Genomic DNA, 18,800 nt, shown 5'->3' with positions numbered 1-18,800 from the left:
AGCCAGGAAGGGAGGGGCGGTGCCCGCGGAAGTGCTCGTCATGTGCTCCGCCTGCGGGCGCCCCCAGACGGCGGCCCGGCGCCGCTGCGCCTTCTGCAACGCGGTGTTGCCGGAGGCGCCCCTGCCGCCCCAGGCCCCCGCGTCCCCTCCACCCCCGCGCACCGCCCCGCTCGCGTTGGATCTGGGCAATGGGCGCGGCCTGTCCATGGACGCGGAGCGGTTGACCTTCCAGGGGCGTTCCGGAAGCCCGCCCGTGGAGGTCGCGTGGACGCGGGTGCGCCGGCTGGAGTGGCGCACGCGCCCCTACGTGGAGGCGCTGGGACTGCTCGCCTTCGCGCTGCTGGGCCTCTGGGCACCGACGCAGGCCATCCGGATCATGGCCCTCGCCGCGGGAGTCGTGGGCGTGCTGCTCGCGGCCCTGTACCGCCACCAGGGCCTCACGGTGGAGGTGGAGGACGGCGCACGGTTGCAGTGGCCGCTGGGCATGGCGCTCCGGGGCTCCGCGCGGGAGGCCCGGCTGGAGGCGGCCCGGGTGGCGCTGCTGGAGGCCGGACGCGCGCGAGGCGTGCCGGTGTCCGGCCCCGACGCTTGACGGAGGATCGCGGGCGGGTAGGGTGCGCGCCCATGTGGGCGACCTGGAGTGCGGGGAGTGCGTACCGGTGGGCCCGGGCGGGCGTGGTGGCGGCGGCGGTGCTGGCGTCCGGGTGCGGCTACCGCTTCAGCCCGTGGGGCTCCGCGTTGCCGGAGGGGGTGGGGCAGGTGTGCGCGCCCATCTTCATCAACGAGACGCCGGAGCCCACGCTGGAGAACCTCTTCACGCGCTACCTGCGCCAGCAGCTCATCCAGGCGGGCCGCCTGGCCAGCGCGCCGGGCTGCAACGCCACGATTGAAGGGGTGGTGCTCAATGTCGGGGCGTCCCCGACCATCGTCGCCAACAACTACCGCGTCTACACAACCGTGCGCCTGCGCCTCGTGAAGGAGGGGCAGCTGCTCGGGGAGACGGTGGTGGCGGGCACGGAGGACTATCTCCAGGGCCGGGGCAACGTCCTGGAAGCAGAAGCCAACCGTCAGGCGGCGTTGGCACGCCTGGCGGAAACGCTCATGCGTGATGGGTACGACCGACTGGCCAGCACCTGGTGAGGACCGGGAAACCCGGTCCTCAACCCAGGGCGGGGTACGACTAGGCCGACTTCTTCGCGGCGGCCTTGGCCAGCCGGGAGATGCGGCGCGAGGCGGTGCGCTTGTGGAGGACGCCCTTGCTGGCCGCCTTGTTGAGGGTCTTGGAAGCCGCCTTGAGAGCGTCCGTCGTCTTCGTGCCGTCCTTGGAGGCAATGGCCTCGCGGGCGGACTTGACGGCGTCCTTCACCGACGTCCGGACGTTCACGTTCCGGGCGCGGCGCTTCAGGGACTGGCGGTGACGCTTCTCTGCAGACTTGGTGTTCGCCAAGGCAATGCTCCAGCGGAAGGCAAGACAAGGAAAAAGAGGGGCCGTCCTTACTTCGACGCCCCCGTTGCGTCAAGGCACGCGTGCAAACGCGATCAGGATTTCCGGTTCCGGAACGCCTCGAACGGCACTCGCGAGGGGCCTGATGCCACTCGCGGGGAGAATCAAACCGACGGGGGCGTGTATTCCCACGTGAGCCCGGCCGGGTCCTGGAACCGCAGGCCCTCCTCGGGGCCTGAAACGATGCTGCGGGGGTGGTGGGCTTGTAGCAGGTCCTTCAACCGGGCGACGGCGGACGGGGAGGGCGCATCCAGCGTCAGGGTGGCCTGGACCGAGGACGCGGGGGCCGGCGTGAAGACGAGCCCCAGGCCCGCGCCCGTGTAGGCCGCCGTGCCGTCCGGAGACTGGGTGGAGGTCCAGCCCAGCCAGGAGGCCACCGGGTCCCAGAAGGCCCGCTGGGCGGCCACGTCCGGCACCGGCAGGCGCAGGGTTGCCACGGAGGCGCGGGGCAGGTGGGCGGGCGGGGGCAGCAGCTTCTCCTGGGCCTTGGCGCCCTGCCAGTGGCGCTCCATGTGCTCCAGGGTCGCGCCACCGAAGGGCACGTCCTCCTCGTGCAGCCGGGCCTCGATGTACTGGAACCGGGTGACGAAGCGGCGCGAGGCCATGCGCAGCGCGTCCTCCGCCGGCGTCTTCACGAAGCGGGCGAGGTTCGCGAGCGAGAACAGGACATCCCCCAGCTCGTGCTCGATGGCGTCCCGGCCGCCGGCCGCGATGGCCTCGTCCAACTCGCGCAGCTCCTCGTCCAGCTTGCCGCGCACCCCGGCGAGGTCCGGCCAGTCGAAGCCCAGGCGGCTGGCCTTCTCGGTGAGGCGCTCGGCGCGCAGCAGGGAGGGGGCCGCGGTGGGCACGCCGTCCAGCACCGAACCCGCGCGTCCCGTCTTCTTCTTGCGCTCGTCCGCCTTCAGCTTCGCCCAGTTGGAGAGCACCTGTTCGGCGCCCTTCACCTGCTCGGTGCCGAACACATGCGGGTGCCGGCTGGTGATCTTGTCGCTGATGGCCGCGCAGACGTCCGCCATCGTGAACTCGCCCAGCTCCGCCGCGAGCTGGGCGTGGAAGACGATCTGGAAGAGCAGGTCCCCCAGCTCTTCACACAGGGGGCGCCAGGGGCCGCCGTCGGAGACGCGGTCCATTTCGTCCAGGACCTCGAATGCCTCCTCGGTCAGGTAGGGGCGCAGCGAGCGCAGGTCCTGCTCGCGGTCCCACGGGCAGCCGCCCTCGGCCCGCAGCCGCTGCATGATCCCCACCAGTCGTTCCAGCTCTGATCCAGGCGCCGCCATGCGTTTGCTCCCGAGCAATCCCCCGCCGGGCGCTCCTGTAGCACGTGGGAGCGCAGGGGGAACGGGGACTCATGATTTCGTGTCGTCCCCGCTGTCGCCTATCATCGGCCGCTCGGATGCTCCGCTCGTTCCTCGGCCTGTGTTGTTGCCTCGTGCTGCTTGTCCCCGCGCGCGCCCCTGCGTTGATGCAGGACGCACCCACGCGCATCCAGGAAACCTATCTGGAAGATCCGCAGGAGACCGACCCCGGGGACGCCACCGTCCACGACGATCCGGAGCCGGAGCCGGAGGAAGAGGTGATGGACGAACCGGATCCGGAGCCCCGGCGTGCCACGGGCAAGGGCCGCGTCGTCACCCCGCCGCCCAAGTCCGTGGTGGTGCCCGCCGCGCCGGTGGAGCCTGAGCCCGTCGTCGTCCCGCCGCGCCCCGGCCCCACGCCGGTGATGGCCCCCAAGGTGGTGGACGCGGAGCTGCTGGCGGTGTGGGAGCGGTGGAAGCAGGCCCGCGCCCGCAACGACAGGGCCGCGGCGCAGACCGCCCAGCAGGAACTGCTCAAGCTGCGCGAGGAGATCCTCGCCACGGACCTGGAGCCCCTGAGCGTGGGCTTCCTGCGCGAGGCCGAGGTCCGCCGCCGCGCCGGGGATCTCTCCGGGACGCTCGCGCTGCTGGACGTGGCGGTGACCCTTTCGCCGGGACTGCCCTCGGCGCGCTTCGCCCGCGCGGAGACGTACGCGGTGGAGGATCCGCTGAACCTTCCGCGCTTCCTGGGTGAATGGAAGACGGCGCTCGTGACGCTGGCGAAGGACGCGCGCTACCGGCGGCCGGCGCTCACGGACCTGGGCGCGGTGGCGCTCGCGGCGTGGGCGGCCACGGCGGTCGCGGTGGTGGCCGCGCTCTTCCTGCGGCGGATCCGCTACGCGCTGCATGACTTCCACCACCTGTTCCCCCGGGCGGTGGCTCGCTGGCAGTCGGCGCTGCTGGGCCTGCTGCTCCTGGCGCTGCCCGCGGTGCTGGGCGTGGGGCTGGTGCCGCAACTGCTGCTGCTCTTCGCCGTGGTCGCGCTGTACCTGGGCCGCGCCGAGCGCTGGGTGGCGGCGGTGCTGATCATGGGCCTGGGCGTGATGCCGCTCGCGGCCGGAGCGCTGGTGCGCTTCACCGTCTTCGCCGGCACGCCCGCGGAGGACGTCTACCTGCTGGAGCGCGGCGGTCTGTCCGCGGACGGCGCGGCGGCGCGGGTGCGTGCCCGCGCCGAGGCCCGGACGGCCCGCTTCCAGGAACTGGGCGCGCTCGCCTTCTACGAATCCCGTCGCGGCCTGCTGGAGGAAGCGAGGGCGGACTTCAAGGCCGCCTCCGCCCTGCGCGGCGGGGACGCGCGGCTGCTCACGCGCTTTGGCAACGTGCTGGTGGGGCTGGGGGACGCGGAGGGCGCGCTGCCCCTCTACAACCAGGCCGCGCAGGCGGACCCGAGGATGGCGGCGCCGCACTACAACCTCGCGCAGGTGTACCGGCGCCGGGCCCGGCAGGTGCCGGATGAACAGTTGAGCAAGGAGCTGGAGCGCGCCACCACGGCGAGCGCCACCGCGCAGTCGCTGGACGAATCGCTGCTGCGCCGTGAGCCTCCCCCGGAGGACCGCCCCCTGCTCAACCTGCTGCTCCTGTCGCCGTCGATTCCGGAGGGCGACTGGATGGAGCTGGCCGACGGCGCCGCGGAGGGCGCGCGCGTGGAGGCCCAGGTGGGCCGGTGGCTGTCGCACGCCCTTCCCCAGGGCCCGGTGGGCTGGGCGCTGACGGCGGGACTCGCGGCGCTCCTGGCGCTGATGGGTGAAGCGGGCTCGCGGATGAAGGCGTCGCGCGACTGCGACCGGTGTGGCCGGGCGGTGTGCCAGCGCTGCGACAAGGACCTGGGCGTGGGCAGCGCCATGTGCGGCCAGTGCGTCCATGTCTACGCGCGCAAGAGCCAGGTGCCCAAGGAGGTCCGCTCGCGCAAGCAGGTGGAGGTGGACCGCCATCAGGCCTGGACGAAGCGCGTGACGTATGGGCTGGGCGGACTGGTGTCCGGCGCGGGCCACGTCATCACCGGCCTGCCGGTGCGGGGCGCCCTCTACGCCTTCGTGTTCAGCTTCTCCCTGACCGCGCTGGTGCTCCACCGCGGCCTCGTCCGCACCCCGTACGGAGACGCGCCGCTGTACCTCAAGCTCGTGCCCGCGGGCCTCGTGCTCTTCTTCGTCTACCTGTTGACGCTGCGCGGCCTGCGCCGCCTCCAGCGCGGGGAGGCCTAAGCCATGTCCCTCAAGGGCACCCTCAAGGATTTCGGCATCGGCGACATCCTTCAGCTCATCGGGCAGCAGCAGAAGACGGGCACGCTCCACTTCCGGAACAAGGACCAGGAGGTGCGCGTCGGCTTCCAGGACGGCCACATCATCAAGGCCGAAGGCATCACCCGGAAGCGCAAGGAGCTCATCGGCGCCATGCTGGTGCGCGCGGAGATCATCACCGAGACCCAGTTGGAGGCCGCGCTGGAGGTGCAGAAGCGCACCCTCAAGCGCCTGGGGGATGTGCTGGTGACCAGCCATGCGCTCACCGCCGAGCGCTTCCAGCAGATGGCCCAGCTCCAGGTGACGGAGACGCTCTACCGCCTCTTCACCTGGAAGGCGGGCACCTACGAATTCATCCAGGAACCGGTGGAGCCGGGCCCCGAAGGCATCACCCCGCTGCGCGCGGAGACGGTGCTGATGGAGGGCTTCCGGATGGTGGACGAGTGGCCCGTCATCCGGAAGCGCATCCACCGCGACGACATGACCTTTGAGCGCGTCAAGGCGCTGCCCGTGCCCCGCCCCAACGCCGACGAGGGCGGGGAGCTGGGCGCCATCGGGCCCTCGGAGCGCCACGTCTACGAGGAGATCGCCCTCGGGCGTGACCTGCGCAAGCTCGTGGACCTGTGCTGCCTGGGCGAATTCGAGACCTGCAAGGCGCTCTACAACCTGGTCAAGGGCGACTACGTGCGCGTCATCGACCCGGAAGGGCGCGCCCCCGTCATCGAGGACACCCGCCTCGTCGCCCGCGTGGCGGGCCCGGTGGGCCGCGTCCTGGTGACCATGGCCGTCCTCGCGGCCCTGGCCTTCATCGCCTCCCGGTGGGTGGGTGGCAGGGGGCCGGAGTCCGGCGCCACCGTCCTGGGCGATCCCGCCGCCCAGCGTCAGATTGCCCAGGCGCAGCGCGTCCGCATCGAAGCCGCGCTGGAGGTGTTCCAGTTGGAGAAGGGAACCCTGCCGGAACGGCTGGATGCATTGGTGGATGCCGGATTGTTGTCCCCGGAGGAGCTGCGCTACCCGTGGCGGGAGCAGTACTATTACCGTCGGCTGGCCGCTCGGCGGTTCATCCTCCTGCCGCCCGTGCGCTAGCCTGCTTCTAGAGGTCGTCCTGGAGGTCCACCGGGCACGGGTGGGGGGGCGGCGTTACGTTGTCGGCGAGCGACCACTGAACGAGGAACGACGCGCATTGCGAAACCCCGCCACGCTGGAAGTGCCCGCTGCTCGCGCAGAATCCACTCCCACCTCCGCCAAGGTGGACGTCCGTGACAACGAGACGACCCTGGCCCTGTGCGGAAATCAGAACGAGAACCTCAAGCTGATGGAGCGGCGCCTGGGCGTCCGGGTGGGGCAGCGCGGTACGGAGCTGCTCCTGTCGGGCCCCGCGGACGCCGTCGCTTTCGCGGTGCGCCTCGTGGAGAACCTCGAGGAGATGATCCGCGCCGGCCGCGCCGTCTACCGTGAGGACGTGGAGCAGGCCATCAAGGTCCTGGGCCGCGGCACGGAGTCGCTTCAGGAGGTCATGCTCGGCACCGTCCTCAAGAGCACCGGCAACCGGCAGATCGCCCCCAAGAGCATCGCCCAGAAGCGGTACGTGGACGCCATCCGCGCCCACGACATCGTCTTCGGCGTGGGCCCCGCCGGCACCGGCAAGACGTACCTGGCCATGGCCATGGCGGTCGCCTTCCTCCAGGAGCGCAAGGTCAAGCGCATCATCCTGGCGCGCCCCGCCGTGGAGGCCGGGGAGAAGCTCGGCTTCCTGCCCGGCGACATGGCGGAGAAGGTGAACCCCTACCTGCGCCCGCTCTACGACGCACTGCACGACATGATGGCCGTGGAGCGCGCCCAGACGCTGGTGGAGCAGGGGGTGGTGGAGGTGGCGCCGCTCGCGTTCATGCGCGGCCGCACCCTCAACGACGCCTTCGTCATCCTCGACGAGGCGCAGAACACCACCGTGGAGCAGATGAAGATGTTCCTCACCCGCCTGGGCTACAACAGCAAGGCGGTCATCACCGGCGACGTGACGCAGGTGGACCTGCCCACGGGCAAGATGTCCGGCCTGAACCACGCGCGCTCGGTGCTCAAGAACATCGACGGCATCCACTTCTCGGAGTTCTCCGACGTGGACGTCGTGCGCCACCCGCTGGTGCAGGAAGTCATCCGCGCGTACGAGCGCTCGGAGAACGCCCAGAAGCAGGCGCAGTCCCACCGTGAGGCCCCGTCCGGCGGTTCGCAGGAGTGACGTTTCGCCTCCACCCCCGCTCCCAGGCTTTCGCCGGGGTGGGGGTGGCGGCGCTTGCTGGCCTACATCCTGGCTTGTTCGCCCACCGTCATTTTTTGCAGAGCGAACTGGCGTCCAGGCGGCGGCTGTCCCACCCTCACGAATTTTCCGCGTCGCTGCTGCCTTCTATGGAGCCTTTGACGCCTTTTCCGGGTGAGGAGTCCCCCCATGGCCGAGCCTGAATCACCCGCCCCCGAGCCCAGTCCGCTGGACGCGCTCGCGGTGCGCCTGGGACTCGGACGTGGGGACTGGGGCCGGCGCATCGTCCAGGGCCTCTTGCTGCTGGTGGTGTCGGTGGGCGCGGGCTTCGTCATCTCCCCGGGCCTCTACAGCCAGCAGATCCCCGCGCTGACGGAAGACAACGTGGGCAAGCCCTTCCGGGCCAATTCGCCCGCGGGGTTCAAGGCCGCGCGCGACTACGACATCGTGCATCAGGCGATGACGCAGCAGCGCCGCCGCGAGGCCCGTAGCGCGGTGCGCCCGGTGTACGACCTGAATCCCGCCGTGGTGGGCAACCTGCGCGCGTCCGTGCGCGCCGCCTTCTCCACCGCCCGCGAGCGCCTGGAAGAGGAGAAGGAAGCCCGCGCCGAGGAGGCCACGCCGGAGGAGGGCAACGCGAAGCGCCGCCGCCCGGTGCCGCCCACCCCGGAGGCCCTGGAGCGCCAGCGCCGCGACCGTGAGGAGATGCAGGCCCAGTTCCAGGAGCAGCTCTTCGGCCAGCGGGACGCGGGTCTGGAGGGAGAGGATTTCCAGGCGCTCATCACCAACGGCTTCTCCGGGGAGTCGGAGTCCGCCACGCTGGTGCTGCTCGACCGCGCCTACCGCGCCGACCGCGGCCCGGTGTACGTGGCCAGCTCGCGCGACGAGCTGGTTCGCGAGGCCCCCCAGGGCCTCACCGTGCGCGACGTGCAGCACAAGAACGAGGAGTCGCTGCCCGCCGCCGCCACGCAGGTGGTGGACATGCGGGAGGCGCACCAGGAGCTGGACAGGTTCGCCTCCGTGCCGGGCAACGTGCTGCCGGAGTCCCCCGCCGTCCAGCGCCGCGCCGTGCTGCGCATCGCCAAGCGGCTGGTGCGTCCCAGCCTGACCATCAACATCGCGGAGACGGACCTGCGCCGCAGGCTCGCGGGCGACGCGGTGAAGGACGCGGTCATCGCCATCAAGAAGGGCCAGCGCGTCATCGGCGACGGGGAGCTGGTCAACGAAACGCACCTGGTGATGCTGCGCGGGATGCGGTCGCAGACGGACCGGTTGGATCTGCTCCAGCTCCAGGTGGGCGGCACGGGCCTCGTGGCCCTGCTGGTGGTGGCCTTCTACGGCTTCTGCCGCGCGGCCTTCCGGCGCTTCCGTCCCACGCGCAAGGACGGCGTGCTCCTGGGTCTGTTGCTGGTGGGCCTGCTGGGCCTGCTCCAGGTCTGGGTGTCCATCGCGGACGCGGTGCAGGACCGCTACACGGCGCTGCCCATCGAGGCCTTCTATTACGCCTTCCCGGTGGCGGCGGGCGCGATGCTGGTGCGCTTCATCCTCACGCAGGAGCTGGCGCTGTTCTTCGCCATGGTGTTCGCGTGCCTCGCGGGCGTGATGCTGGGCAACTCGCTGGCGTTCGGCATCTACACGCTGGTGGGCTCGCTGGTGGCGGCGGACCGCATCGTCAAGGCGAAGGACCGCGTGGGCATCTTCCGCGCGGGCCTCATCACCGGCATCGCCAACATGGTGGCCGTCCTGTTCCTGTTCCTCGTGGAGGGCAAGGGGCTGGCGGGCGACACGGTCGTCACGGCGGTGTGCGCGTTCTTCGGCACGGCGCTGGCGGTGCCCGTGATGGTGATGGCGCTGACGCCGCTCATCGAGGCCACGTTCGGCTACGCGTCGGACATCAAGCTGCTGGAGCTGGCGAACCTGAACCACCCGGCGCTCAAGGAGCTCATCGTCCAGGCGCCCGGCACGTACCACCACTCCATCATCATCGGGACGCTGGTGGAGAACGCGGCGGAGACCATCGGCGCGAACCCGCTGCTGGCGCGCTCGTGCGCGTACTACCACGACATCGGCAAGGGTCGGAATCCGCTCTACTTCGGGGAGAACCAGAAGGGCGAGAACCGGCATGACGGGCTCGCGCCCGCGATGAGCGCGGTCATCATCAAGCGCCACGTGACGGAAGGCCTGGAGATGGCCCGGCAGTACCGCCTGCCCAAGCTGGTCGCGGACGCCATCCCCCAGCACCACGGCACGCGGACGGTGGGCTTCTTCTTCCACAAGGCCCTCAAGGAGCAGGAGGGCAAGGAAGGCGCGCCGCCCATCGATGAGAGCATCTACCGCTACCCGGGCCCGAAGCCCCAGTTCCGCGAAGCGGCGCTGGTGATGATCGCCGACGCGGTGGAGGCCTCCACGCGCTCCATGCCGGACCCCACCAGCGCGAAGCTCCACGCGCAGGTGCAGAAGATCATCAACATCATCTTCTCCGAAGGTCAGCTCGACGAGTGTGACTTGACGCTCAAGGACCTGAACCTCATCTCTCAGTCCTTCCTGCACACGCTGGAAGGCATCTACCACACGCGTCCGGTGTACCCGGCGGGTGCGATGGGTGGCGGCAAGTCGGGCTCGCCGCTGATGATGGCGCCGGCCCCGGTGAAGCCAGAGTCGAAGGACACGAAGGTGAGAACGGCGGGCATGTCATGAGCCGCAAGGTGGAGGGCGTGAAGCTTCGCAAGGGCAAGGTGATTCCCCGGGACGACGGCAAGCGCATCGAGGAGTTCGTCGGCGCGGCCAGCACGCAGACGGAGTCCGCGTCGGTGGCGCGCATGCTGGCGCCCCCGGGGTGGAGCGAACCCGCGCAGACGCCGGAGTTCGACGAGGTGGTGCTCGTCCTCGCGGGCGAACTCACCCTCGTCGTGGACGGCAAGCGCGAGCGCATCGGCGCGGGCGAAGTGGGGCTCGTGCCGCGCGGCAAGCGCGTCGTGTACCGCAACGATTCGCAGGGCGCGTGCGACTACTGGTCCATCTGCGCGCCCGCGTTCCGCGTGGAGCTGGCGCACATCGAGAAGCCGGAGCCGAAGCCCAAGGCCCAGGACAACCAGGTGACGGTGCAGGTGGCGCACGGGCAGGGCGGGGACTACGAGCGCCTGCTCACCACCTGGAGCCGCGACTATTTGAAGCAACTGGGGCTCACCAACTGCGAGCTGTCGCTGTCGCTCGTGGGGGACCGGGCCATCCGCCGGCTCAACCGCACCTGGCGCCAGAAGGACAAGGCCACGGATGTGCTGTCCTTCCCCGCGGGGGATCAGCCCAAGGGCATGCCGGGGCCGCGTCCGCTGGGCGACGTGGTCATCTCCCTCGACACGGCGAAGCGGCAGGCGAAGGAATACGGCCGCACGCTGGAGTCGGAGATGGGCCGCTACCTCGCGCACGGCCTCTTGCACCTGTTGGGGCACGACCACGAGAAGCCGCGCGACGCCAAGCGCATGGCGGCCCTGGAGGAGCAGCTCCTGGGCGAGCGCGGGATGGTGGCGGACTCGCTGACCATCGACTCGCGCGCCCGCCGGGCCAAGCTCATCTGAAGCCCGCTCCGGGGCCTTCCGGGGCCCCGGGGCTTCCCTCGGGCGGCCGACACCCCTGCGTCCCCGCCGTTGAGTCGGGGGCGCTGCGTGATAGGTAGGTGGGGCCCGCCCTTCCGTGTGTTGGATGGAACGATGCCCCGCCTGTCGTCTCTCGCACTCTCAAGCCTGCTTGGCCTCCTCCTGCTGACGTCCTCCGCGCGCGCCGCCTCGGTGCCGCCGTGGGGCACGGGCGAAAGCCGGGGCGAGGACCTGTCCATCTGGCTGGTGACGTTCAGCCCCGGGGACGACGTCTTCGCGTGGTGGGGCCACGGCTCGCTGGTGGTGGAGGACCGCGCCCGGCAGATGCAGCGCCTCTACAACTACGGGATGTACTCGTTCGACGACCAGACCCTGGTGCGCTTCGCCAAGGGCCGCCTGGAGTTCTGGGTGGGTGAGTCGAGCGTCAACGGCACCTTCCGCCTCTACAAGTCGCTGGGCCGCGACGTGCGCGTGCAGGAGCTCAACCTCACGCCGGAACAGCGCGTGAAGGTGGCGAAGCGGCTGGCGGACAACGTGCTGCCGGAGAACCGCGACTACCTGTACGAGCACTACAGCGACAACTGCGTGACGCGGCTGCGCGACATGATCGACTCGGCCGTGGGCGGCCGCCTGAGCGAGGCGGAGCGGGCCCCGGCGCGCATGAACCTGCGCGAGCACACGCGGCGCTACACGGCGGTGAATCCGCCCTTGAGCCTGCTGCTCGACTTCATGATGAACGACTCCATCGACAAGCCCATCACCCGCCGCGAAGAGGCCTTCCTCCCGGATGAGTTGGAGCAGCAGGTGGCGGAGCTGAAGGTGCCCGGCGCGGACGGTCAGCCGGTGTCGCTGGTGGAGAAGCAGTGGGACTACTTCGCCTCGTCGCGTCCGCGCCCGCCGGCCACGCCGCCGAACTTCGGCCCGTGGATCCTCGCCCTGGGCGTGCTCCTGGGCGCCAGCGCACTGGGGCTCGCCGCGTGGGAGCGCCGGGGCAGCCGCGCGGCGCGCATCCTCCTGGGCGTGGAGAACATGGTGGTCGGGCTGGTGCTGGGCATCCCGGGGCTCGCGCTCGTGGTGATGTGGATCGGCACGGACCACGTGGTGACGCACCACAACGAGAACCTCTTCCTCGCGAACCCGGTGACGCTGCTGGCCGTTCCGTACGGCCTGCGGCTGACGTGGAACAGCGTGAAGGCGCGTGCGCGGCTCAAGTGGGTGTGGGGCTTCCTCGCCGCCACGGGCGCGCTGGGCGTGGTGCTGAAGGTGCTGCCCTGGTTCGACCAGGACAACTGGCGGCTCGTCGCGCTCATCCTGCCCATCTCGCTGGGCATGGCCGGAGCCTTCTGGCTGGACCGGCTGCGTGCCCGCGCGGCGGTCAGGGAACCCGCGGCCACCCGTGAGGGCGCGCAGGTGCCTTCACTCAAGGCATCCTGAATCAGAACGACTTTTCAAGACCTCCCAACACGAAGGACGACGAACACCATGGCCAACGATTCGATGGAGAAGATCCACGCCCTGAAGGAGCGCCTCAACGCGCTCCGGGGGCATCTTTGACCTGGACCGCAAGCGGTCCCGCATCGCGCTGATTGAACGTGACTCCACGCAGCCCGGCTTCTGGGACGACAACACCAAGGCCCAGGGGCTGTTGAAGGAGAAGTCCACGCTGGAGGCCAGCGTGGGCGCCTTCGACAAGACGATGCGCGGGCTGGACGACGCGCAGACGCTGCTGGAGCTGGCGGCGGAGCTGAACGACGAGGCCAGTGCCCAGGAAGCCGAAGGCACGCTCGCGTCGCTGGAAGGTGAGGTCGCGAAGCTGGAGCTGGCGCGGATGCTCTCCGGCCCGCAGGACCACAGCAACTGCTTCATGGACATCAACCCGGGCGCGGGCGGCACGGACTCCATGGACTGGGCCGCCATGCTCATGCGCATGTACACGCGCTACGGCGAGACGAAGGGCTGGAAGGTCGAGATCAGCGACGCGCTGCCGGGTGAAGAGGCGGGCTTCAAGAACGTCTCGCTGCGCATCGAGGGCGAGAACGCCTACGGCTACCTCAAGGCGGAGGTGGGCGTGCACCGGCTCGTGCGCATCAGCCCCTTCGACTCCAACGCCCGCCGGCAGACGGCCTTCGCGTCCGTGGATGTGTACCCGGAGGTCGACGACAGCATTCACATCGATCTGCCGGAGAAGGACTACGAGTTGAAGTTCATCCGCGGCAGTGGCGCGGGTGGCCAGAAGGTCAACAAGACGTCGTCCACGGCGCAGCTGCGGCACCTGCCCACGGGCATCATGATCACCTGCCAGACGGAGCGCTCGCAGTCGGCCAACAAGGACATGGCCTTCCAGATCCTGCGCGGCCGCCTGTACGAACTGGAGATGAAGAAGCGCGATGCCGAACGCGACGCGGCGGAGGCGGCGAAGAAGGACATCACCTTCGGCTCGCAGATCCGCAGCTACGTGCTGGCGCCGTACCGCATGGTCAAGGACCTGCGCACCGGCATCGAGACGGGCAACGTGGACAAGGTGCTGGACGGCGACCTGGACGAGTTCGTCACCGCGCAGCTCCTGGGCGTGAAGAACCCGAACCGCAACGCCGCCGCGGACTAACCCCCCGTCCTTCCAGGCTGGAAACCTTCCACCCCTCCACCGGCGAGCATGCGCCGGGGGAGGGGTTTTTCGTGTCCGGGAACCTTTTCCACGGGCCGGTGTCAGGGGGCAGGGCAGGGTGGTGCGGTAGGATGCGGAGCGGGCCTTTCCAGGAACAGTGGAAGGCCCATGGCCGGGAGGCACGGGTGGCATCGGGCGGAGTGCTCGAAGTCGGACAGGAGGCCCTGGCCAGCGCGGCCGTACCGGACGTGCGCCGTGAGGAGCAGGCGCTGCTCGTCCGGCTGCGTCGGGGCGACCCGGGGGCCTTCGAGGAGCTGGTGCGCGAGCATCAGGACCGGCTCTACGACTTCTGCTTCCGCATGGTGGGCGACCGCGAGGAGGCCCACGACCTGGTGCAGGAGATCTTCGTCAGCGTGCACCAGAACGTGCGCCGCTTCCGCGAGGACGCGCGGCTGTCCACGTGGCTGTTCCGCATCACCAAGAACCACTGCCTCAACCGGCTGAAGTACCTGCAACGCCGGGGGCGCGGACGCTCGGACGAATACGACGAGACGAGCGCCGCGGCCATCGCGGAAGGCGGGGGCGCCCCTCCGCAGCCGGACGCCGCGCTGGACGCGGCGCGCGAGCGGGCCCGGGTGCAGCGGGCCATCTCCCAGTTGGAGCCGGATGCGCGCATGCTGGTGGCGCTGCGCGACATCGAAGGCCTGAGCTACGACGAGATTGTGGACATCACCGAGCTGCCCGAGGGGACCGTGAAGAGCCGGCTCCACCGGGCACGCGAGAAGCTGGCGGACCTGCTGGGGCGGTTCGAACCATGAGCGGCCTGCAGCGGAGAGGAACGGACTTGGAACCGCGATTGGATCACCGCGAGGCGAGGGCCCTGTTCCTGGCGCTCGCCGACGAAGAGCTGCCCGCCCCCCAGGCCCAGGCCGTGCAGAGCCACCTGGACGACTGCGTGGAGTGCCGCCAGGGGTGGGACCGGTACGCACGCACGGTGCAACGGGTGCGCACCGTGGAGCGGGAGAAAGCCCCGCCCGCGCTCGCGTCGCTGGTCGTCGGCCGTGTCCGCCGTCAGCGTCGGTTTGGCCTGCGCGGGCTGTACCTGGCCCACGCGAATCACCGCTTTCCCGTGGAAGTGCTCATCCCGCTGCTCCTGGCCGCGGCGGTGGGCGCATTTCTTTTGATGTCCTCCTGAGGCCCGCCACCCTCTGGGGAGGCAACCTCCGCCGTGCGCCATCCGCCGTGATGCGTTGCGTCCCGGGGGCCGCTTGGCTAGCGTGCCGCGCCTTTCTGGAAAGCGCGTCATGGCCGAGACCGATAACAAGACCCCCCCTGGTGTGAAGAGCGGCGAAGCGGCGGATCTCGGCTCCAACGTGGAGCAGGAGATCTACCAGCAGCGGTTGGACAAGGCCGACAAGTGGCGCGCCGCGGGCTTCAACCCGTACGGCAACGGCTACCGCCCCAAGCATGTCGCGAAGCAGATCACCGACGCGCACGACAAGCACTCCACCGAGGATCTGGAGAAGGACCCGCCCGTCTACGACGTCGCCGGTCGCATCGTGGCCATGCGCTCGTTCGGCAAGGCCGCGTTCATCAAGCTGCGCGACCGCTCCGGTGAGATCCAGGTCCACGTGAAGAAGGACGCGCTGGGGGACCTCTACGAGGTCTTCAAGCTGTGCGACCTGGGTGACTTCGTCGCCGCCGAGGGTCCGCTGTTCCGCAGCAAGACGGGCGAACTGACGCTGTCCGCCGCGAAGTTCGTCCCGCTCACCAAGACGCTGCGCCCCATGCCGGAGAAGTGGCACGGCCTGACGGACGTGGAGATCCGCTACCGCCAGCGCTACCTGGACCTCATCTCCAACCCGGACGTGAAGCAGGTCTTCTTGACGCGCAGCAAGCTGGTGAAGTTCATCCGCAACTTCCTCGACGGGCGGGACTTCGTCGAAGTGGAGACGCCGATGATGCACCCGCTGGTGACGGGCGCGGCCGCGCGGCCCTTCATCACGCACCACAACACCTTCGACATCGACCTCTACATGCGCATCGCGCCCGAGCTCTATTTGAAGAGGCTCGTGGTGGGCGGCATGGACCGGGTCTACGAGATCAACCGCAACTTCCGCAACGAAGGCATCAGCACCCGGCACAACCCCGAGTTCACGATGCTGGAGTTCTATCAGGCGTACGCCACGTACGAGGACCTGATGGACCTCACCGAGGAGATGCTCACCGAGGCCTCCCGCCACCTCACCGGCGACACCAAGGTGAAGTACGGCGAGCACACGGTGGACTTCGGGCAGGGCTGGAAGCGCATCCCCATGACGGAGGCCATCCGGGAAATCGTCCCCGGTTTGTCCGACAAGGACATGGTGGACGCGGACCGGCTGCGTCATGAACTGCTCAAGACGTCCCACGCGGAGTCGGAGCGCCGCGCCGTGGAGAACATGAACCACGGCGAGCTCGTGGGTGCCCTGTTCGAGCACCACGTCGAGCACACGCTGATTCATCCCACCTTCATCACCCAGTATCCCACCGCCGTCTCCCCGCTGGCCCGCCGCAACGACCAGAACCCGGAAATCACGGACAGGTTCGAACTCTTTGTCGCCGGGCGGGAAATCGCCAACGCCTTCTCCGAATTGAACGACCCGCTGGACCAGAAGGGCCGCTTCCAGGCCCAACTGGACGCGAAGCAGCGGGGCCAGCAGGAGACGATGGACTACGACGAGGACTACATCCGCGCCCTGGAACACGGTATGCCTCCCACGGCGGGCGAAGGCATCGGGATTGATCGCGTCGCCATGTTGTTCACGGACGCCGCCAGCATCCGCGACGTGATTCTTTTCCCCCTCCTCAAGCCGCTGGCGAAGTAGCCACGAGGCCTCGTGCACCCCGCCGAACGGCAGACCGACTATCGCTGGCCCCTCCTCTGGGCCGGTGCCCTCGTGGCCCTCGTGGGAGCCGCGCTCCTGGGCGTGGCCATCTCCGAATCCGAGGCGTGGGCCGAGGTGGCCGGCGCGCTGGGCCTCTCCCTCGTCGGGTGGGGCGGCCTCGTGCAGTCCTTCGACGCCGGGGTGCTCGCCCTGGGCCCCAACCCCGCGGGGGCCATCGCCGGTCCCAAGATGCTGGTGGCCGGGACGCTCGTCTGGCTGGCCGGTTGGGGACTGGTGGCCGCGGGCATCCGCCGCGCTCCCGCCTCCACCGAAGGCCCCAGTCCGGCGGCCGGGTCGACCCTGTACCCGCGCCTGGCGCGCTACCGGGACTTCTACTGGAGCACGCTCGGCGCCTACGGCGGCGGCATCCTGCTGGCCGAACTGGTGATGCTGCTGCTCCAGACGGTCCTCTCCAGCGGAGGGCCCTCGGAGCTGGGGGGCGTGACGCCGCGTGAGGCCGGAGGGGGCGCGAGCCTGCCGCCCACCATCGCCTTCGCCATCGCGCTCGTCGTGGGCGCGGGCGTGGCCTTCGCGTCTGGCTTCGTGGGCGCGTCCCGGGCACAGCGGTTGTCGCTGCCCGAGGCCACCATCGGCGTCTTCTACCTGGGCCTGCCCATCCCGCTGCTCCTGTCGCTGATGGAGCGGGTGCCCTCGTTGCAGCTCGCGCTGGGCTACCGGCTGCGGGAGGTGACGTACGTCGCGGGCCTCTTGGGCCGGCCGGAGCTGGGGTACTGGCTCGTCTTCGCCGCGCTGGTGCTGGCCCTGGTGCTGGGCATCAACACGGGCTTCATCGCCGCGGGCAGCGGCCGGGTGGACCTGCGGCTGGGCTTCGAACTCTTCGTCGCCCGGCGCCACGTGGCGGTGTTCCGCCCGTCGCTGCTCCTGGGCGCGCTGGCGGTTCTGATGTTCGGCATCATCCCGCCGCTCATCATCTACTTCATCATCCGCGGGGCGGAAGCCGCCGTGGAGCGCACGCGCGTGAAGTCCCTGGGCCTGGCGGATCCGCTGGCCGCCGCGTCCGCGCAGCACCGGATGAAGCTGCACGAACAGTCCCCCACCATGATGATGACCGCGCTGTCGGTAGGCGGCGTGGGCGTGGGCGTGATGGCGCTCATCATCGTGCTCAGCGTGATGAGCGGCTTCGAAGCGGACCTCCAGAAGAAGATCCTGGGCACCAACGCGCACGCGGTGGTGTCCAAGTACGCCGGGGAGCTGCCCGAGTACGCCAAGGTGATGGAACAGGTGAAGCGCGTGCCCGGCGTCGTGGGCCAGACGCCCTTCATCATCAACCAGGTGATGATCGCGTCGGAGGGCAACGTCGACGGCGTCATCATCAAGGGCATCGACCCGGACTCGGTGGGCACGGTGACGGACCTGCCCCAGAACATCCTGCCCGGCGGCGACCTGGGCCACCTGGAGCAGCCGGGGAAGATCCTCCCCGGCCGCGCGGTGGAGGACGATGACGACGCGAAGCCGAAGGACGAGGAGGACCCCATCATCGGCAAGTCCTCCGCGCCCGCGAAGCCCACGGTGCTGCCGGGCATCATCGTCGGCCGCGAGCTGGCCGCGTCGCTGCGCGTGGTGGTAGGCGACCGGGTCAACGTCGTGTCACCGCTCGGTACGGAGCTGAGCCCCTCGGGTCCCATCCCCAAGAGCCGCGCGTTCCGGGTGGCGGGCGTCTTCTACTCGGGCATGTACGAGTACGACTCCAAGTTCGTCTACATCCTGCTCAAGGAAGCGCAGGACTTCTTCAACGTGAAGGGCGCCACCGGCATTGAACTGAAGGTGGCGGACATCGACGACGCCCGGCGCATCTCCAACCAGGTGGTGCGCGTGCTGGGCGGCTATCCGTACCGCGCGCGCGACTGGGGGGAGATGAACAAGAACCTCTTCTCCGCGCTGCGCCTGGAGAAGCTGGTGATGGGCATCATCCTGTCCATCATCATCATCGTCGCCGCGGGCCTCATCGTCGCCACGGTCATCATGCTGGTGCTGGAGAAGCGCAAGGAGATCTCCGTCCTCAAGGCCCTGGGCGTCCCGGACGGCGGCATCGTGAAGATCTTCCTCGCCGAAGGCCTCCAGATTGGCGTGGCCGGGGGCCTGCTGGGCCTGTTCTCCGGACTCGCGTGGTGCCTCTTCATCGAGAAGGTCGGCATCAAGTTGGATCCGGAGGTGTATTACATCCCCGCGCTGCCGGTGCGCATCGAACCGGTGCAGACGGCACTGGCGGTGATCATCGCGGTGCTCGTCACCTACCTGGCGTCCATCTACCCGGCCCTCAAGGCGAGCAGCGTGGAACCGGTCGAAGGTCTGAAGGCGGAGTAG

15 protein-coding genes are annotated in these 18,800 nt (G+C 69.7%); 13 read left to right on the top strand and 2 right to left on the bottom strand.

What is annotated here, in order from left to right:
* Nucleotides 1–19: 19 nt before the first annotated feature.
* Both OV208_RS08555 and OV208_RS08550 read left to right on the top strand, forming a co-directional pair.
* Complete coding sequence (locus tag OV208_RS08555; RefSeq protein WP_267573334.1) at nucleotides 20–592, top strand: hypothetical protein; 573 nt, start codon at nucleotides 20–22, stop codon at nucleotides 590–592.
* 32 nt (nucleotides 593–624) lie between these two features.
* Entirely contained in the window at nucleotides 625–1,140 is a 516-nt protein-coding gene (locus tag OV208_RS08550; protein ID WP_267573333.1) for an LptE family protein, read from the top strand.
* 40 nt (nucleotides 1,141–1,180) lie between these two features.
* Here the strand turns inward: OV208_RS08550 and rpsT are convergent, their stop codons facing one another.
* Complete coding sequence (gene rpsT / locus OV208_RS08545; RefSeq protein ID WP_120538442.1) at nucleotides 1,181–1,447, bottom strand: 30S ribosomal protein S20; 267 nt, start codon at nucleotides 1,445–1,447, stop codon at nucleotides 1,181–1,183.
* Nucleotides 1,448–1,608: 161 nt separating this feature from the next.
* Nucleotides 1,609–2,781 carry a nucleoside triphosphate pyrophosphohydrolase gene (mazG, locus tag OV208_RS08540; protein ID WP_267573332.1) on the bottom strand — a complete coding sequence of 391 codons (1,173 nt, stop codon included), beginning with the start codon at nucleotides 2,779–2,781 and terminating at the stop codon, nucleotides 1,609–1,611.
* A gap of 116 nt (nucleotides 2,782–2,897) precedes the next feature.
* On the opposite strand from mazG, the gene OV208_RS08535 reads away from it, so the two are divergent.
* From OV208_RS08535 to OV208_RS08485, 11 genes are all read left to right on the top strand, one after another.
* The gene (locus OV208_RS08535) at nucleotides 2,898–5,060 is read left to right on the top strand and encodes a tetratricopeptide repeat protein (RefSeq protein WP_267573331.1); all 2,163 of its coding nucleotides are present in this window, start codon (nucleotides 2,898–2,900) and stop codon (nucleotides 5,058–5,060) included.
* A gap of 3 nt (nucleotides 5,061–5,063) precedes the next feature.
* The gene (locus OV208_RS08530) at nucleotides 5,064–6,182 is read left to right on the top strand and encodes a DUF4388 domain-containing protein (RefSeq protein WP_267573330.1); all 1,119 of its coding nucleotides are present in this window, start codon (nucleotides 5,064–5,066) and stop codon (nucleotides 6,180–6,182) included.
* Nucleotides 6,183–6,279: 97 nt separating this feature from the next.
* Nucleotides 6,280–7,332 (top strand): PhoH family protein, encoded by a 1,053-nt coding sequence (locus OV208_RS08525; protein WP_267573329.1) that lies wholly within the window; start codon nucleotides 6,280–6,282, stop codon nucleotides 7,330–7,332.
* Nucleotides 7,333–7,539: 207 nt separating this feature from the next.
* A complete protein-coding gene (locus OV208_RS08520; RefSeq protein WP_267573328.1) occupies nucleotides 7,540–10,047 on the top strand; it encodes an HD family phosphohydrolase in 2,508 nt (835 codons plus the stop codon).
* Nucleotides 10,044–10,925, top strand: a complete 882-nt coding sequence (ybeY, locus tag OV208_RS08515; protein ID WP_267573327.1) for an rRNA maturation RNase YbeY — start codon at nucleotides 10,044–10,046, stop codon at nucleotides 10,923–10,925. The genes OV208_RS08520 and ybeY overlap by 4 nt, the downstream gene beginning before the upstream one ends.
* Nucleotides 10,926–11,057: 132 nt before the next feature.
* A complete protein-coding gene (locus OV208_RS08510; protein ID WP_267573326.1) occupies nucleotides 11,058–12,377 on the top strand; it encodes a DUF4105 domain-containing protein in 1,320 nt (439 codons plus the stop codon).
* 48 nt (nucleotides 12,378–12,425) lie between these two features.
* Nucleotides 12,426–13,548 (top strand): peptide chain release factor 2 gene (gene prfB / locus OV208_RS08505; protein WP_267573325.1). Its coding sequence is split into 2 segments (ribosomal slippage): nucleotides 12,426–12,494 and nucleotides 12,496–13,548, totalling 1,122 coding nucleotides; the frame shifts between segments, so codons are not numbered across the junction.
* Between the two features lie 185 nt (nucleotides 13,549–13,733).
* Nucleotides 13,734–14,366, top strand: coding sequence for an RNA polymerase sigma factor (locus OV208_RS08500; protein WP_267573324.1), 633 nt, complete (start codon nucleotides 13,734–13,736; stop codon nucleotides 14,364–14,366).
* Nucleotides 14,363–14,743, top strand: coding sequence for an anti-sigma factor family protein (locus OV208_RS08495; protein WP_267573323.1), 381 nt, complete (start codon nucleotides 14,363–14,365; stop codon nucleotides 14,741–14,743). Before OV208_RS08500 ends, OV208_RS08495 begins: the two co-directional genes overlap by 4 nt.
* 109 nt (nucleotides 14,744–14,852) lie before the next feature.
* Nucleotides 14,853–16,415, top strand: a complete 1,563-nt coding sequence (gene lysS / locus OV208_RS08490) for a lysine--tRNA ligase (protein ID WP_267573322.1) — start codon at nucleotides 14,853–14,855, stop codon at nucleotides 16,413–16,415.
* Between the two features lie 12 nt (nucleotides 16,416–16,427).
* Nucleotides 16,428–18,800, top strand: coding sequence for an ABC transporter permease (locus OV208_RS08485; RefSeq protein WP_267573321.1), 2,373 nt, complete (start codon nucleotides 16,428–16,430; stop codon nucleotides 18,798–18,800).

Source organism: Corallococcus sp. bb12-1, from assembly GCF_026626765.1.
GTDB classification, from domain to species: domain Bacteria; phylum Myxococcota; class Myxococcia; order Myxococcales; family Myxococcaceae; genus Corallococcus; species Corallococcus terminator.
The sequence above is the reverse complement of the archived record's forward strand: the minus strand, read 5'-3'. Positions and strand labels throughout refer to the sequence as shown.